Source organism: Brachybacterium phenoliresistens (assembly GCF_039530785.1).
Lineage (GTDB): Bacteria > Actinomycetota > Actinomycetes > Actinomycetales > Dermabacteraceae > Brachybacterium > Brachybacterium phenoliresistens.
Map to the genome: position 1 here is coordinate 453,398 of NZ_BAAAOW010000003.1, position 16,693 is coordinate 470,090.

The 16,693-nt window shown below is 72.5% G+C and carries 14 protein-coding genes; 3 read left to right on the forward strand and 11 right to left on the reverse strand.

The window, feature by feature from the left end; translation table 11 throughout:
• Nucleotides 1–2: 2 nt before the first annotated feature.
• Nucleotides 3–1,019: an aldo/keto reductase gene (locus ABD234_RS09675; RefSeq protein ID WP_344355599.1), complete on the forward strand. Its 1,017-nt coding sequence runs from the start codon at nt 3–5 to the stop codon at nt 1,017–1,019.
• 43 nt (nt 1,020–1,062) lie between these two features.
• Here ABD234_RS09675 and ABD234_RS09680 read toward each other — a convergent pair whose 3' ends face one another.
• From ABD234_RS09680 to ABD234_RS09690, 3 genes are all read right to left on the reverse strand, one after another.
• The gene (locus tag ABD234_RS09680; protein WP_344355601.1) at nt 1,063–2,676 is read right to left on the reverse strand and encodes a gluconokinase; all 1,614 of its coding nucleotides are present in this window, start codon (nt 2,674–2,676) and stop codon (nt 1,063–1,065) included.
• A 116-nt stretch (nt 2,677–2,792) separates the two neighbouring features.
• Entirely contained in the window at nt 2,793–3,566 is a 774-nt protein-coding gene (locus tag ABD234_RS09685; protein ID WP_038372023.1) for an SDR family oxidoreductase, read from the reverse strand.
• Nucleotides 3,566–4,942 carry a GntP family permease gene (locus tag ABD234_RS09690; protein WP_344355605.1) on the reverse strand — a complete coding sequence of 459 codons (1,377 nt, stop codon included), beginning with the start codon at nt 4,940–4,942 and terminating at the stop codon, nt 3,566–3,568. The genes ABD234_RS09685 and ABD234_RS09690 overlap by 1 nt, the downstream gene beginning before the upstream one ends.
• 182 nt (nt 4,943–5,124) lie before the next feature.
• Here ABD234_RS09690 and ABD234_RS09695 point away from each other — a divergent pair, with 182 nt between their 5' ends.
• Complete coding sequence (locus ABD234_RS09695) at nt 5,125–5,823, forward strand: FadR/GntR family transcriptional regulator (RefSeq protein WP_038372021.1); 699 nt, start codon at nt 5,125–5,127, stop codon at nt 5,821–5,823.
• 56 nt (nt 5,824–5,879) lie between these two features.
• On the opposite strand, the gene ABD234_RS09700 is transcribed toward ABD234_RS09695, so the two are convergent.
• The 6 genes from ABD234_RS09700 to ABD234_RS09725 form a co-directional block, all read right to left on the reverse strand.
• Nucleotides 5,880–6,692 carry an amino acid ABC transporter ATP-binding protein gene (locus tag ABD234_RS09700; RefSeq protein ID WP_038372020.1) on the reverse strand — a complete coding sequence of 271 codons (813 nt, stop codon included), beginning with the start codon at nt 6,690–6,692 and terminating at the stop codon, nt 5,880–5,882.
• A complete protein-coding gene (locus tag ABD234_RS09705) occupies nt 6,692–7,672 on the reverse strand; it encodes an amino acid ABC transporter permease (protein ID WP_084148396.1) in 981 nt (326 codons plus the stop codon). Before ABD234_RS09705 ends, ABD234_RS09700 begins: the two co-directional genes overlap by 1 nt.
• Complete coding sequence (locus ABD234_RS09710) at nt 7,669–8,601, reverse strand: ABC transporter substrate-binding protein (RefSeq protein WP_038372018.1); 933 nt, start codon at nt 8,599–8,601, stop codon at nt 7,669–7,671. The genes ABD234_RS09705 and ABD234_RS09710 overlap by 4 nt, the downstream gene beginning before the upstream one ends.
• Nucleotides 8,602–8,684: 83 nt before the next feature.
• Nucleotides 8,685–8,966 carry a hypothetical protein gene (locus ABD234_RS09715; RefSeq protein ID WP_344355610.1) on the reverse strand — a complete coding sequence of 94 codons (282 nt, stop codon included), beginning with the start codon at nt 8,964–8,966 and terminating at the stop codon, nt 8,685–8,687.
• Nucleotides 8,967–8,982: 16 nt separating this feature from the next.
• Entirely contained in the window at nt 8,983–11,097 is a 2,115-nt protein-coding gene (locus tag ABD234_RS09720; RefSeq protein WP_344355612.1) for an ABC transporter ATP-binding protein, read from the reverse strand.
• Entirely contained in the window at nt 11,094–12,830 is a 1,737-nt protein-coding gene (locus ABD234_RS09725; RefSeq protein ID WP_344355615.1) for an ABC transporter ATP-binding protein, read from the reverse strand. The genes ABD234_RS09720 and ABD234_RS09725 overlap by 4 nt, the downstream gene beginning before the upstream one ends.
• Before the next feature lie 266 nt (nt 12,831–13,096).
• Between ABD234_RS09725 and ABD234_RS09730 the strand changes: the two genes are divergently transcribed.
• Nucleotides 13,097–13,753: a DUF6318 family protein gene (locus ABD234_RS09730; RefSeq protein ID WP_051486724.1), complete on the forward strand. Its 657-nt coding sequence runs from the start codon at nt 13,097–13,099 to the stop codon at nt 13,751–13,753.
• A 134-nt stretch (nt 13,754–13,887) separates the two neighbouring features.
• On the opposite strand, the gene ABD234_RS09735 is transcribed toward ABD234_RS09730, so the two are convergent.
• Nucleotides 13,888–14,838 (reverse strand): methyltransferase domain-containing protein, encoded by a 951-nt coding sequence (locus tag ABD234_RS09735; RefSeq protein ID WP_344355618.1) that lies wholly within the window; start codon nt 14,836–14,838, stop codon nt 13,888–13,890.
• A 10-nt stretch (nt 14,839–14,848) separates the two neighbouring features.
• Nucleotides 14,849–16,582, reverse strand: coding sequence for an ATP-binding cassette domain-containing protein (locus ABD234_RS09740; RefSeq protein WP_344355621.1), 1,734 nt, complete (start codon nt 16,580–16,582; stop codon nt 14,849–14,851).
• Nucleotides 16,583–16,693 lie beyond the last annotated feature (111 nt).

Sequence of the window (16,693 nt, forward strand, 5' to 3'; positions counted from 1 at the left end):
CCATGAGCATCGACGCCTTCGTCCCCGCCGCGCACCGCTACGACAGCACCGACTACCGGCGGGCGGGGCGCTCCGGCGTGCTGCTGCCGCCGATCTCCCTCGGCTTCTGGCAGAACTTCGGCGAGGACCGGGATCCGCAGACGCTGCGCGCGACCGTGCGCCGCGCGTTCGACCTGGGCGTGACCCACTTCGATCTCGCCGACAACTACGGCCCGCCCCCGGGCAGCGCGGAGACCCACCTCGGCCGGATCCTCGCCCAGGACCTGGCCCGCTACCGCGACGAGCTGATCATCTCGACGAAGGCCGGCTATGACATGTGGCCGGGGCCCTACGGCAGCTGGGGCTCGCGCAAGCACATGCTCGCCTCGCTGGACCAGTCCCTGGGCCGCCTGGGCCTGGAGACGGTGGACGTCTTCTACCACCACCGCGAGGACCCGCACACCCCGCTCGAGGAGACGATGGGCGCCCTGGCCCACGCCGTCCGCTCCGGCAAGGCGCTGTACGCGGGCGTGTCCAACTACTCCCCCGAGCGCACCCGGGAGGCCGCGCGGATCCTCGCCGACCTCGGCACGCCGCTGCTGATCCACCAGCCCTCGTACTCGATGTTCAACCGCCACATCGAGGGCGGCCTGCTGGACGCGGTCGACGAGCTGGGCATCGGCGTGGCGGTCTTCTCCCCGCTGCAGCAGGGCCTGCTCACCGGCCGGTACCTGCGCGGCGTCCCGGAGGACTCCCGGGCCGGCGGGGCCAGCGTGTTCCTCAGCGCGGAGACGGTGCGCGATCCCCGCTACCTCGAGCGGGCCCGCGGCCTGGCGGAGATCGCCGCCGGGCGCGGGCAGAGCCTCGCCCAGATGGCGCTGGCCTGGGCGCTGCGCAACCCGCTGGTGACGACGGCCCTGGTGGGCGCCTCGAGCGTGCATCAGCTCGAGCAGAACGTCGCGGCCCTGGAGGCCGGTCCGTTCACCGACGCCGAGCTCGCGGCGATCGAGACCTTCGCCGTGGACGGCACCGGCCGCTGAGCCTCCCGGTCGCAGGTCCGGCGGGCTCAGCGGTCCGGCGGGCTCAGCGGTCCAGCGGCAGGGACGGGGCCAGGCGCAGCAGGCGGTCGTTGGCCGGCAGCAGCGCGTCGTAGAGCTGGTCGAACACGGGCCGCAGCGAGGCGTAGACGGCGGCATCGGCCGGCCGCGGGCGCTGCCGGGTGGCCACCGGGATCATCTCGGCGGCGACGTCGATCGAGGCGATCAGGCCCAGCGCCTGCATGCCCAGCAGCGCCGCCCCGAAGCCGGAGCCCTCGTGCTGGGCCGGGAAGCCGATGGGGGCGCCGAGGGCATCGGCGAGCGTCTCCCGCCACAGCGGGTGCTGCATGACCCCGCCGGTGGCGCGGATCTCGTCGATCTCGAGCCCGGCCGAGCGCATCGACTGCAGGACCAGCGAGAGCTGCAGGGCCACGCCCTCGACGGCGGCGCGCACCAGGTGCTCGCGCCGATGCCCGCGGGTCAGACCCACATAGGCGCCGCGGGTGGTGCTGCCCCAGTGCGGGGCGCGCTCGCTGAGCAGGTACGGGAGCATCAGCAGCCCGCCGGAGCCGGCCGGGACGGTCGCCGCCTCGTCCAGGAGCTCGGCGGCCGAGGGCAGCTCGGCCGCCTCCGGCGCGGGGCCGTCGCCCGTGGGGTCCTCGGCCGCCGGGGCCGGGACCGCGGGGCCGCGGGCGATCTGGGAGCGCACCCAGTCCAGGGTGACGCCGCCGTTGTTGATGGCGCCGCCGATCACCCAGCGGTCCTCGGTGAGGGCGTAGCAGAACACCCCGCCCAGCGGGTCGACCGCGGGATGGTCGACGGTGACGCGCAGGGCGCCGCTGGTGCCGATCGAGCAGGCGGCCACGCCCGGTCGCACCGCGCCGACGCCCAGGTTGGCCAGCGGCCCGTCGCCCGCGCCGACGACCACCCGGGTCCCCGCGGGCAGCCCGGTGGCGGCGACGGCCTCCTCGGTGAGGCCCTCGAGGACGGTGGTGGTGGGCACCAGCTCCGGCAGCTGCTCGGGGCGCACGCCGGCCAGGCGCATCGCCTCCTCGTCCCAGGCCAGGGCATGGATGTCCATCAGGCCCGAGGACGAGCCCAGCGAATGGTCCGTGACCAGGGCGCCGCACATGCGCAGCAGCACCCAGTCCTTGATCCCGGCCCAGATCGCGGCCTTGGTGCGGATCTCCGGCTCCTGCTCCCGGAACCAGATGAGCTTGGGCAGCGGCGACATCGGATGCACCGGCGTGCCGGTGCGGCGGTGCAGGGCGAGCCCCTCGGCCGAGGCCCGCACCCGCTCGGCCTGGGCGGACGCCCGGGTGTCGGCCCAGGTGACCACGGGCGTGAGCGGGGCCAGGTCCTCGTCCAGGGCCAGCAGGCTGTGCATGGCCGAGGAGAACGACAGCCCCGCCACCCGCTCGGCGCCGATGCTCGCGACGACCTCGCGCACGCCGGCGTAGGCCGCGGCGAGGATCAGCTCCGGGTCCTGGACCGCATGCCCGGGATGGGGCGCCTGCAGGGGGTAGCCGTGCGAGGCCGAGGCCAGCTGGGCCCCCGACACGTCGTAGGCGACGGCCTTGGTGGCCGTGGTGCCCATGTCCACGCCGATCACCACATCGCGTGCGGGGGCCTGCGCTGCGGGGTCGTCCTGTGCTGCCATGGTCTGCGTCCTTCCGTGCGGGGTCGAGCGGGATCGGCCCGGGCCGATGGAGCCGGGGGCTGCCCCCGCCGGCCGGGCCCCCGAGGGGACCTCCGCCGACGGCCGGCAGCGGGGGCTCAGACGACGGCGGTCATGCCGCCGTCGACGAAGATGTTCTGGCCCGAGACGAACGCCGAGGCGTCCGAGGCGAGGTAGAGCAGCGTCCCGGCGAGCTCGCGCACCTCGCCCCAGCGCTGCGCCGGAGTGCGGGCGGTGAGCCAGGCGGTGAACGCCTCGTCCTCGACGAGGGCCCGGTTCATCTCGGTGGCGAAGTAGCCCGGGGAGATGGCGTTGACCTGCACGCCGGATCGCGCGAGGTCGGCGGCCATGCCCTGGGTCAGCAGCGCGACGCCGCCCTTGCTGGCCGAGTACGGGGCGATCGTCTGGCGGGCCAGCTTCGACTGGACCGAGGCGATGTTGATGATCTTGCCCGAGCCGCGCTCCACCATCGCCGGCGCGAGGTGCCGGGAGACGTAGAAGACGCTGGAGAGGTTGCTCGCGATCACCGTGTCCCAGTCCTGGACGGGGAACTCCGCGATGGGGGCGCGGCGCTGGACCCCGGCGTTGTTGACCAGGATGTCCGGCACGCCGTGCTCGGCCAGCAGCGCGGCGATGCCCGCCTCGACCGCGGCGGCGTCGGTGACGTCGAAGCGGACCGCCTCCGGCCGCTGCCCGGTCTCCGCCTCGACCGCGGCACGGGCCGCGTCCAGGGCGGCCTGGTCCCGGCCGTGGAGGAGGACGCGGGCGCCCGCATCGGCGAGCGCGGTGGCCAGGGCCAGGCCCAGGCCGCGGGAGGATCCCGTGACCAGGGCCAGGCGGCCGGTGACGTCGAAGAGGTCGTGCCCCGCCATCAGAGGACCACGTAGATGACCAGGACCAGCACGAAGCCGACCACGGACTGGATCGCCTGCTGGACGGTCCAGGTCTTCAGGGTGGTCTTGACGTCCATGTTCATCAGGCGCCCGACCAGCCAGAAGCCGGAGTCGTTGACGTGGCCGGCGAACACGGAGCCGGCCGCGGCGGCCAGGGTGATCGCCGCGGTGTCCACGACGCTGAACCCGCCGGACATGACCGCCGGGGAGAGCAGTCCGGCTGTGGTGACCAGGGCGACCGTCGCCGAGCCCTGGGCCACGCGCAGCACCAGCGCGATGATGTAGGCGGCGAAGATGACCGGCAGGCCCCAGCCGGAGAGGGTGTCGGCGAGCGCGTCGCCGACGCCGGAGGCGCGCAGCACCGAGCCGAACATGCCGCCGGCGCCGGTGATGAGGATGACCGAGGCGACCTGGGCGAGCGTGCCGTCGACGAGCTTCTCGAGGGCCGAGCCCTTCTCGCCGCGGGCGGTGCCGAGGGCGACCAGCGCCACCAGCACGGTGATCAGCAGGGCGACGGGCGACTCGCCGATCAGGCGCAGGGCGTGGACCCAGCCCTGGGTCTTGTCGACGATGCCGGCGCTGCCCAGGGCGTTCAGGCCGGTGTTCATGAGGATGAGCACGAGCGGCAGGGCGACGATCGCGACGACGAGGCCGGCGCTGGGCGGGTTGGCGATCTCGTCGTCGTCCTGGCCGAAGAGGTTAGGGACCTCGAGCGGGTTGCGGGCGTTGGCGAACCGGGCCCACAGGTAGCCGGTGATGTACCAGACCGGGAAGGCGATGACGAGGCCGACCAGCAGCACGACGCCGAGGTTCGCCCCGAAGAACTCGCTGGCGGCGACGGGGCCGGGGTGCGGCGGCACGAAGACGTGCATGACGGAGAACGCGCCGGCGGCGGTGATGCCGTAGAGCAGGAGGTTCTTGCCGCCGATGCGGCGGGCGACGGCGAAGATGATCGGCAGCATGACGATCAGGCCCGCGTCGAAGAAGATCGGGAAGCCCAGCAGCAGCGAGGTGACGCCGAGGGCGAAGGCGGCGCGCTTCTCGCCGAAGATCGAGACCATCTTCTCCGCGACGACCTTGGCGCCGCCGGAGGATTCGATGAGCCGACCGAGCACGGCGCCGAAGCCGATGAGCAGGGCCACGTTCCCGAGCGTCCCGCCGAAGCCCTCCACGAGGGTCTTCACGAGGAACTCGGCGGGGATGCCGGTGGCGACGGCGGTCAGCAGGGAGACGATCACGAGCACGAGGAACGCGTGCAGCTTGACCCTGATGACGAGGAACAGGATGAGCGCGACGGCGACCGCGGCGATGCCGAGGAGCGGTCCGGCGCCCAGGGTCTGGGTCCAGTCTTCCATGGGGGATTCTCCGTTGAATGCGAGGGACAGGAGGCGCCGTGCCGTCCGGACGAGCCTCGGGCCCCGGCGCCGTGGAGCAAAGGTACTACTTTTTCAGCCGGTAAGGTAGCACCATTGAGGAACTCGGGCTGTGATCCGGACCGCCCGCTCCTCGGCCGCCGCAGCACGACGAAGGAGACGCGATGGCGATCGGCATGCACCGTGACGTTCTCGACGATATCGGGGGGCGCATCGCCGCCGGGGAGCTTCCGCCGGGAGAGGTGCTCACCCTGTCGGGGATCGAGGAGGCTCTCGGCGCCTCGCGGACGGTGGTGCGCGAGGCGGTGCGGGTGCTCGAGAGCCTGGGCATGGTCACCTCCCGGCGCCGCGTCGGCGTGACCGTGCAGCCGCGCGAGCAGTGGGACGCCTTCTCCCCCCAGCTGATCGGCTGGAACCTGCGCGGGCCCTTCCGCCAGCGCCAGCTCGAGGCCCTCGCCGAGCTGCGCGTGGCCGCCGAGCCCATGGCCTCCCTCCTCGCCGCGCGCCGCGCCACGGCGGCCCAGCGCGCCGAGCTGCGCCGGCTCGCGGAGGTCCTCGTCGACCTCGGCGGCCGCGGCCTCGGGGACACCGAGCCCTATCTCGAGGCCGATGTCGCCTTCCACGAGCTGCTGCTGGCCGCCTCGGGCAACCCGCAGCTCGCCGCGCTCGCCCGGCCGGTCCAGGCCGTCCTCGAGGGGCGCACCCGCCTGGGCCTCACCCCGCCGATCCCCGTGCCCGGCACCCTCGAGGAGCACATGCGCCTGGCCCTCGCCATCGCCGAGGGCGACGAGGACGCCGCCGAGCGCCATTCCCGCTCCCACATGCGCACCGTCTGGGGCGAGGTCGCCGCGCCGGAGGCCTGAGCGCGCCCGCGGCGCGGGGCCTCAGAGCACCGAGAGCGCGCCCGCGGCGCGGGGGCTCAGAGCACCGAGGCGAGGAAGTCCTTCAGGCGGTCCGAGCGCGGGGAGTCGATCACCTGGGCGGGCGGGCCCTGCTCGATGATGCGGCCCTCGTCCATGAAGACGACCGTGTCGGCGACCTCGCGGGCGAAGCCCATCTCGTGGGTGACCACGACCATCGTCATGCCATCGGCCGCGAGGTCCTGGAGGACGGCCAGGACCTCGGCGACCAGCTCCGGGTCCAGGGCGCTGGTCGGCTCGTCGAACAGCATGAGCTCGGGCTTCATGGCCAGGGCCCGGGCGATCGCGACGCGCTGCTGCTGGCCGCCGGAGAGCTCCGAGGGGTAGTGGTCGGCGCGCTCGGCCAGGCCCACCCGCGCCAGCAGCTCCCGCGCCTCGGACTCGGCCTGCGCCTTCTCCATGCCGAGCACGTGGACCGGCGCCTCCATCACGTTGTGCAGCGCCGTCATGTGCGGGAACAGCTGGAAGCGCTGGAAGACCATGCCGATGCGGGCGCGCTGGGCGGCGATCTGCTTCGCCGACAGCTTCTGCCAGCGGCCGTCGGCCAGCGGCTGCTCGGCGTAGCCCTGCGTGACGCCCTCGATGCGCACGCGCCCGGCGCTGGCCTCCTCGAGCTGGTTGATGCAGCGCAGCAGCGTCGACTTTCCGGAGCCGGAGGGGCCCACCAGCACGGCGACCTCGCCCGGGCGGACGGTCAGGTCGCAGCCCGTGAGGACGTGCACGTCGCCGAAGGACTTGTGCAGGCCCTCGATCTGGATCGCGGGGACGGCCTCCTCGGCGGGGGCGGCGCGGTGGGTGTTCTCGTGGCTCATCACAGCTCCACCTCGGGGAGCGGGTTCTGCGGGGTCGTGCCGGCGCTGTTCACGGCGGACTGGCGGGAGCGCTTCGTCCCGGGCGCCCCGGGGGTGCGGGCGTCGAAGCCGCGGCCGAAGTACTTCTCCAGGTGGTGCTGGCCGACCATGAGCACGCTCGTGATCGCGAGGTACCACAGCGCCGCGACGATCAGCAGCGGGATGGGCGTGAACAGCTTGTTGGCGATGCCGTTGGTGGCGAAGGTGAGGTCGAGGGTGAACGGCACCGCGAGCACCAGCGACGTCGTCTTCAGCATGCCGATGGTCTCGTTGCCCAGCGGCGGCACGATCACGCGCATGGCCTGCGGGACGATGATCCGTCGCAGGATCAGCCCCTCGCTCATGCCCAGGGCGCGGCTGGCCTCGCTCTGGCCGCGGTCCACGCTGTTCAGGCCCGAGCGGAAGATCTCCGCGAGGTAGGCGCCCTCGTTCAGGCCCAGGCCGATCACGGCCGCCCAGAAGGCGGTGAACAGGTCGCGGGTGGAGAAGGACAGCAGCTCCGGGCCGAAGGGCACCCCGATCACGATCTTCGGGATGATCACGGTGAACAGGCCCCAGAACACCAGCTGGGTGTACACGGGGGTGCCGCGGAAGACGAAGATGTACGCCCAGGCCACGCCGCGCAGGACGGGGTTGTCGCTGCGGCGCATGATCGCGGCGAGCAGGGCGATCACGGTGCCGACCACCATGGACAGCACCGTCAGCAGCAGCGTCCAGCCCACGCCCTGGACGACCTTCACGTCCAGGATGTACGTGGCCACGGTCCCCCAGTCCAGGACGGGGTTGGTCAGCAGGAAGTTCACCAGCGCCACGACCAGCAGCGCCACGATCACGGCGGCGATCCAGGTGCCCGGGCGCGGGGCGGACCTGGCGCGGATGGGGGTGTAGTCGCCGGCGGCCGGCGCGGCGGCCGGGGGCGGGGCGATGGAGGAGGTGCTCACGGTTCGGGGTTCACTTCCGCGGTCGGGATCATGCCGGATTCGTTGCCCCAGGCGGCCAGGATGCGCTGCATGTCGCCGGAGTCGATGAGGTGCTGGACGGCCGCGCGGATCGCCTCAGCCAGCTCGGGCTGGTCCTTGGCGACGACGATGCCGTTCAGGGCCGATTCCTCGATCTCGCCGATGCCCTCGAGGGTGCCGCGCGAGCGGGTGATCGCGTAGGCGGTCACGGGGGAATCGGCCATGAGGATGTCGGCCTTGCCGCCGGCGACGTTGGTCGCGGCGTCGGAGTTGGAGGCGTAGGCGAGCAGGTCGTAGGCCTTCTGCCCGTCCTCGCGGCACTCCTGGGAGCGCTCGAGGGACAGCTCCTCCTGGTAGGTGCCGACCTGCAGGGCGACGCGCTTGCCGCACAGCTGCTCGGGGTCGATGCCGTAGGGGTTGCCGGCCCGGACCGCGTAGGAGATCCCGGCCTGGAAGTAGGAGATCATCGTGACGGCCTCGAGCCGCTCCGCGTTGACGGTGAAGCTCGAGATGCCCACATCGTAGGTCGCGCCGACGGCCGGGATGATCTGTGCGAACACGGCCGCCTCGGTGCGGGTGGCGAGCCCGAGCACGCGACCGATGCCGGCGAGGATGTCCATGTCGTAGCCCACGGCCTCGCCCGAGGATCCGATGAACTCCCCCGGCGCGTAGTTCAGGGCGGCGCCGTTGATCAGCTCGCCCCGCTCGCGGATGTGCGCGGGCACCAGGGCGGCGATCTCGGGGACCTCCTCGATGCCGGAGAGGTCGACCTCGGGCACCGCATTGGACTCGGCGTCCAGGCGCTCGCTCGCCCGGGTGCAGGCCCCGAGCGCCGGGGCGGCGCCCGCGCCGAGCGCGACGGCGGGCAGGGCGCGCAGGAGCGTGCGGCGCCGGGGCGGATGATGCGTCATCCCTGCATAGTATGCATAGCCTTGCATAACGCCCAACTCCTCGCGGGGAGAGCCTCGCCACCCGGGGCGCCCGGCGGGAAGGCTCAGTACCCGTGCGCGGCGGCGTACTCCTCGACGGCGCGCTTGGCCTCGGCGAGGCCCGCCCCGGTCGCGGTGCGGTACTCCTTGATCGCGAGGATCATCTGGCGCCGGCGCAGCGCATCGAGCACGGGGGCCGGCATCGTGTCCTCGACGCCGGCGGCGCGGACCGCGGCCGGGTCGAGACCCGCCTGCGCCGCGAGCGCGGTCAGCAGGGCCTCCTGCCGGTCGAGCCGGTCTCGGAGGTGGGCGATCTGGGACTCGAGGTGCGCTGTGCGTCCGAACATGCGGCCACCCTAGCCCTCACATGCCGGGCATCATCCCCCCGCCGCCGGCGCCCGCGGCGACGGCGTCGGCCTCGGGATCCTCGTCGTCGTCGGGATCGTGCGCGGCGCCCTCGAACTGCGAGCGGTACAGGCGCGCGTAGGCGCCGTCGGCCGCGAGGAGCTCGTCGTGGCTGCCCTGCTCGACGATGTCCCCGGACTCCATCACGAGGATGAGGTCCGCGTCGCGGATCGTGGAGAGGCGGTGGGCGATCACGAAGGAGGTGCGCCCCTCGCGCAGCCGGTTCATGGCCTCCTGCACGAGCAACTCGGTGCGGGTGTCCACGGAGCTGGTCGCCTCGTCGAGGATCAGCAGGCTGGGCTGGGCCAGGAAGGCGCGGGCGATGGTCAGCAGCTGCTTCTCGCCGGCGCTGATGCTGCCGCCCTCGTCGTCCAGGACCGTGTCGTAGCCCTCGGGCAGATGGCGCACGAAGTCGTCGACGTGGGTGGCGCGGGCGGCCTCGAGCACCTCCTCGTCGGTCGCGTCCAGGCGCCCGTAGCGGATGTTCTCGCGGATCGTGCCCTCGAACAGCCAGGTGTCCTGCAGGACCATGCCCGTGCGCTCGCGCAGCTGGCGCCGGGTGAGGTCGCGGATGTCCACGCCGTCGATCCGGATGCTGCCGCCGTCCAGCTCGTAGAACCGCATCACCAGGTTGACCAGGGTCGTCTTGCCGGCGCCGGTCGGGCCGACGATCGCGACGGTGTGCCCGGGGTCGGCGACCAGGGAGAGGTCGCGGATCAGCGGGCGGTCGGGAGAGTAGGAGAAGCGCACGTGGGAGAACTCCACGCGGCCCTGCCGGATCCGGGAGACGGCCCCGGGGACCTCGGCCTCGAGCTCCTGCTCCTCGGCGTCCAGCATCTCGAAGACCCGCTCGGCGCTGGCCACGCCGGACTGCAGCATGGTCGCCATCGAGGCGAGCTGGGACAGCGGCTGGGTGAACTGCCGCGAGTACTGGATGAAGGCCTGGACGTCGCCGAGGGTCATCTGCCCCGAGACGATGCGCAGGCCGCCCACGACGGCGACGAGGACGTAGCTGAGGTTCCCCACGAACATCATCAGCGGCATGATCAGCGAGGAGACGAACTGGGCGCCGAAGGACGCCCTGAACATCGTCTCGTTCTTCTCGTCGAAGCGGCGGCCCACCTCGCGGCGGCGCCCGAAGGCGGTCACCAGCGCGTGGCCGCTGAAGGCCTCCTCGACCTCGGCGTTGACCACGCCGGTCGCGTCCCACTGCTGCTGGAACAGCTTCTGGGAGCGGGAGCCGACGATGGCCGTGATCGCGAGCGCGACGGGGATCGAGGCCAGCGCGATGATCGACAGCTGCCAGGACAGCAGCAGCATCATGACGATCACGCCGACCGCCGTGAGGAAGGCGTTGACCAGTCCCGTCACCGTGTTGATCAGCGTGTTCTGGATGTTGTCGATGTCGTTGGTGACGCGCGAGAGGATCTCCCCGCGCTTGGTGCGGTCGAAGTACGCCAGCGGCAGGCGGTGCAGCTTCTCCTCCACCTGGCGGCGCAGGCGGTAGACCATGCGGAAGATGACCCGGTTCAGCAGCACGCCCTGCAGCCACATCAGCAGCGAGGAGGCGACGTACAGCCCCAGCGCCAGCAGCAGCACCTGGTGCAGCGCGGGGAAGTCGATGCCCTGCCCGGGGGTGAAGTCCATGCCCGAGAGCATGTCCGCCGTGGTGGTCTCGCCCTGCGCGCGCAGGGCGGCGATGATCTCCTCGCGGTCGGCCCCGGCGGGCATGTCCCGCGAGATGAGGCCGGAGAAGACGATGTCGGTGGCGCGGCCCAGGATGCGCGGGCCGACCACCGCCAGCAGCACGGCGATCACGCCGAGGCCGATGGCCCCGAGCATGTAGGCCCGCTCGGGGCCCATCTCGCGGATCAGCCGCTTGGTGCTGGGCCAGAAGTTCTTGGACTTCTGCCCCGGGCGCAGGCCGCGGCCGGCGTCCTTCTCCGCGGCGAGCTGCGCCGCCTCGTGCGCCTCGTCGCCGGCGAGGACGGGGGTCGTCTCCGGCGCGACGGCCGGGGTCGCGCCCGGGGTCCGGTCCCGGCCCGGGTCCTGCGGCGGGTTCTGCGTGCTCATGCGACCACCTCCTCGGCGCCCTGGGACCGGATGATCTCCAGGTAGGTCTCGGAGCTGGCCAGCAGCTCCTCATGGGTGCCCGAGGCGACGATCTCGCCGTGGTCGAGCACGAGGATCAGATCGGCCGATGTCACCGTCGAGACCCGCTGGGCGACGATCAGCACGAGGGCGTGCCGCGTCTCGGGGAACAGGGCCGCGCGCAGCCGCGCATCGGTGGTGAGGTCCAGGGCGCTGAACGAGTCGTCGAAGACGTAGATCTCGGGCCGGGCCACCAGCGCGCGGGCGATGCACAGGCGCTGGCGCTGGCCGCCGGAGACGTTGGTGCCGCCCTGCGCGATCACCGAGTCCAGCCCGTCGGGCATGGCGGCCACGAAGTCGCGGCCCTGGGCGATGGTCAGGGCGTGCCACAACTCCTCGTCGGTCGCCTCGGGGTTGCCGAAGCGCAGGTTGGAGGCGACCGTCCCGGAGAACAGGTACGGCTTCTGCGGCACCAGGCCCACGCGGGAGGCGAGCAGGTCCGGGTGCAGCGTCTCGATGGGCGTGCCGTTGTGGAGGACCTCGCCCTCGGTCGCGTCCAGCAGGCGCGGCACGAGGTTCATGAGGGTCGACTTGCCCGAGCCGGTGCCGCCGATGATCGCGACCGTCTGCCCGGCGTGGGCGTCGAGGTTCACGCCCCTCAGCACGGGCCGCTCCGCGCCGGGGTACGTGAAGCTCACGTCCCGCAGCTGCAGGCGGGTGGGGCCGGGGACCTCGGTGATCACGGATTCGCGCTCGCGGACGGAGTCGTCGACGTCGAGGACCTCGGCGATGCGACCGGCGGAGACCATGGCCCGCGGGATCATCATCGTCATGAACGACGCCATCATCACGGCGATGAGGATCTGGATCAGGTAGGCGATGAAGGCGGTGATCGAGCCGACCTCCATCTGCCCGGACTCCACGCGCGGGGCGGCGAACCACAGCACCAGCACGCTGGAGACGTTGAGCATGAACATGATCAGCGGCTGGATGATGATCATCAGCTGGCCGACCCGACGGTTGAGGTCCGTCAGCTCGGCGTTGACGTCCTCGTAGCGCTGGCGCTCGAGGTCCTCGCGGGTGAAGGCGCGCAGCACCCGGATCCCCGTGATCTGCTCGCGCAGCACCCGGTTGATGACGTCGATCCGCTTCTGCATCCTGCCGAACAGCGGCGAGGCGAGCGCGACCAGCGTGCCGACCGCCAGCAGCATCAGCGGCACCATCACCGCGATCAGCCAGGCCAGGCCCGGCTCGACGCTCAGCGCCAGCACGATGCCGCCGATACCGGTGATCGGCGCCTGCACCAGGAAGTTCATGGCGAAGAACGTGAGCATCTGGACCTGCTGCACGTCATTGGTGGAGCGGGTGATCAGCGACGGGGCGCCGAACTCGTGCAGCCGCTGCGCGGAGAAGTGCTGCACCGTGGTGAACACGCGCTCGCGCAGGTCCTGGCCCAGGCGCATGGCCGACCGGGCGGCGAAGTAGTTCGCGGCGACCACCGCGATGATGTTCCCGACGGTCACCACGAGCATGTAGCCGCCCAGGCGCCAGATCGTCGGGATGTCGCCCTGGGCGATGCCGTCGTCGATCATGTACGCGTTGATGGTCGGGAGATAGAGCGCGGCCAGCACGCCGACCACCTGGAAGACGATCACCAGGAGGACGGCCGGCCAGTACGGGCGCAGGGACGACAGGGAGAGCCGTAGCAGGGTCACAGGGTTCCTCTCATAGGTCGCACCGGCGGAGCTCGGCGGGGCTCGACCGAGCTCCTCGCGGCCGATGGGGACGGCCGCCAGGCTCCGGAGGCGCGACCGACGTAGCCTATCCAGCGGCGCCGACGCACGACATCCCCTTATCGGGAGGTATCGACGGAGGTCGGGGGTCCCGCCGCGACGGGATCCGCCGCCGGGAGGATGCTGCGGGGGCCTGCGCGGCCGGCGCTCCCCAGGGACAGCGCGGACGCGTCGTCTACCGTGGCCGGGTGAGCAGACGCATGCAGAAGATCGTGATCCTCGCGGTCGCGCTGGCCCTCGTGGTGCCGTTCGGCGCGTTCGGCGTGTCCTCTCTGATGGGCGGGGACCAGGATCCGACCTCCTGGTCCGACCAGCAGTACCCGCGCCCCGAGATCGCTGAGCCCGAGCTGCCGGCGCCGGTCCTCGAGCAGTCCGAGACGGGCGCCCGCGAGACCGTCGAGCATCTGCTGGGCTCCTACACCTACATGATGACCACCGGCGACACCGCCGCCTGGGACGAGGTGGTGGACCCCAACTGCTCCGTCTGCGTGCAGTTCATGGCGAACGCCGAGCAGCTCCACTCCCAGGGCGGCTACCTCGTCGAGGGCGAGTTCACCGTGGAGTCGACGACCTTCGACGGGACCGGGGAGCCGCCCGTCACGGGCACCGTCTCCGCCCGCTTCACGCAGGCCCCGAGCCTCATCTTCGAGGAGGCCGAGGGCGAGGCGTACCCGCTGGAGGGCGTGAGCGGTCGGCTCGACGCCTCCGTGGCCTGGGACGGCGAGCGCTGGCGCATCACCGACATGACCCTGCAGCCCGATGCCGCGCCCTCGGACGCCGGAGGCGCCTCGGATGCCGGCGGCGCCTCGGATGCCGGAGGCGCCTCGGACCTGGGCGGCGCCTGACCCGTCCCGGGCCCCTCCCTCGTGGCGCTGCGATCGCCTGCGTCCGCGGCCTCATCGAGCCTGACGTGGGTTCCGCGTGGCGCGCGCTAAGACCCGCCGAGAGCGCACATCAGCCGGCTCCGAGGGGGAGGCGCTCAGGCGCGGGCGTAGAGGAAGAGGTCGGTGCGGTACGGCAGGCCGATCGTGCTGCCGGGGGCATGGCCGAGATGCTCGTGGAGATACCAGTCGAGGTTCGCGAGGACCTTCGCGCGCCGCTCCGGCGTCGCGGTGATGACATAGCTGCGCGTGCGCGCCAGGTCGATGACGTCGTGCGTGGGCATCGGGTCCTCCCAGGAGTGCACGAGCCGCTCGCGCAGCACGAACGGCGCGGCGACCTCGGGCGCGAAGTCCTCCCGGTGGATGTCGCCCGCGTGCATGATCCGCGAGAGCCGATGCACCCACGGGATCGTCACGTCGAGCATGTTCCACACCAGGGCGAGCATGCCGCCCTCCCCCAGCAGCCGCGCCGCCTCGGCCGATGCCGCCTGCGCGTCGAACCAGTGCCAGGCCTGTGCGGCGGTGACGAGGTCGGCGGATCCCTCGGGAAGGCCCGTGTCCTCGGCCGATGCGAGGCGGGTGCGGATGCTCGGGGAGGCCGCGCGACCGGCGGCCGATGCGCCGTCGCTCAGAGCCTGTTCCCCGGTGCCCAGGGCCGATGCCCCGGCCCGCGGGACCGATGCCCCGGCGCGCGGGACCGATGCTCCGGCGCGCAGGGCGGACTCGAGCATGGCCTCGCTCGGGTCCACGGCGGTCACCTCGACGCCCTGGGCGGCGAGGGCCCAGGACAGCTTCCCGGTCCCGGCGCCCAGGTCCACCGCCCGCACCGGATCCGCCTCCGGGAGATGGCGCAGGATCGCGTCGATGACCGCCGGCGGATATCCGGGACGCAGCCGGTCGTAGTCCTCCCCCTGGCTCCGGAACGCCGCGGCGAGCGCCTGCTTGCGCTCCTCGCTGCCGAAGCGGGGCGTGTCCTTGCCGGAGATGGGCGGGATCGGGGGATGGACGACGTCCGCGGCGGGCTGGGCGGGCTGCGAGGCATCGGGCATGGCTCCCATCCTACGGAGCGGCATCGGGACCGGGGCCGCCTGCCGGGGCAGGCCGCAGCAGCCGGGAACGCCCGTGCTCGACGCGCCACAGCTCGTCGCCGTCCTCGAAGCCGAGCTCCTTGTGGGTGATCACGAGGACGAAGCGCTCCGCCCCCGTCTCGCGCAGCAGGTCCAGGAAGTCGGCGTCCCCGGCGGCGTCGATCGCGCTGGTCGGCTCGTCGAGCACCCACATCGGCCGATCCTGGAGCAGCAGCCGGGCCAGGCACAGGCGCTGGAACTGGCCGCCCGAGAAGGCGGCCCCGCCCTCGTACCCCTCCCCCACCCGCTGGTCCAGCAGGCGGGGAGCCGCCTCGAGCAGCGGGCCGAGCCCGGTGCGCCGCAGCGCCGCGGCGATCTGCTGGTCCGAGGCGTCCGTGCCCATCCGCACGAAGTCGCGCACGCTCAGCGGCAGCATCGCCTCGTCCTGGTGGAGCACGCTCACCTCCTGCCAGGACGGCGGGGTCGAGGTGCCATCGGCCCGCAGCCAGCGGACCGCGCCCTGGTCGGGGTGCAGCGCTCCGGAGGCGAGCTTCGCGAGGGTGCTCTTGCCGGCGCCGTTGGGGCCGGTGAGGACCACCAGGCCCGAGGCGGCGAGGCGGACGGAGACCTCGTCGATCGCGGGGGCGGTGCGGCCGCGATAGGTGAAGCTCGCGCCCTCGAGCTCGATCCCCTCGAGGCGGGTCGGCTCCCCGCCCGTCCGCGACGGACCCGCTGCTGCCCGCTGCACGAGCGGCGCATCGAGGTCGCCGACGAACTGGGCGACCTCCACGCATCCCGAGGCCCAGACCACCAGCTGGTTCAGGGTGGCGAGGGCGGCCACGGAGCTGGCGACGATCGCCATGTCCCCGACGGAGACATCCTGACTGCGCAGCAGGACCAGCAGCGCGGCGGTGACGAAGGCCGTCGTCAGGACCGCGCAGACCACGCACAGCAGCGCCTCGGTCCGCTGCGCGCCGAGGATGAGCCCGCGCACGGCCCGCCACATGCGCATCGACTCCACGCGCACGCGGCCTCCGCCGCCGTGCTGGAGGATCGCGTCGAATGCGCGCGGCTGCGCTCCGAGGTGGAAGAGGTCGTCGTGCACGCGCTGCGGCGCGGCGGCGTCCTCCTGGGCGCGCTGCCAGACCGTCCGGATCCGGTGCATGACGACCAGCGGGGCGGCCGCCCCGGCGCACATGAGCACCGCCACCAGCGGCGAGACCGAGAACAGCACTCCTCCGACGCCGAGCGAGGTGACCGCGGCGACGCCGACGTTCAGGAGGGTGTCGAGCAGGACGCGGCTGCGGTCGTCGGCGCTCTCGCGGCGGATCCGCAGCCGGTCCTGGACGCCGGGGGCGGAGAGGTCCCCCGGGGCGGCGTCCACGAAGACGGCGAGCTCCTTCTCGAGAAGATCACCGGAGACATCGGTGTACAGCTGCTCCCGGAAGGGGATCTGGATGCTGTTGACGACCGTCGAGAGCCCCAGGGTGAGCCCCAGCAGGACGATGGGCAGGAGGCTGATCCGGTCCCCCTGCCCGACGCCGTCGACGAGCATGCCGAGCACCCGCAGCTGCACCGCCGGCATCAGCGCGAGGACGAGCGCCATCACGATGACCAGCAGGCTCAGTCCCAGATGGCGACGGAAGGCCGTGCGGAGAACGAGCGCGACACCGCGGCGCACACGTCCCCGTGTCCTGTCCGAGCCCGGCTCGTCAGATTCGTGCATGACACCCCCTGGCGCGTCGTCGGCCGGCTCGGCCTCGGCAACGGCCATGCCGCGTCGACCCCGCGGCGGATTCTTCCCGTCGAATCATCCTATGTTTTCGCGGGCGGATGT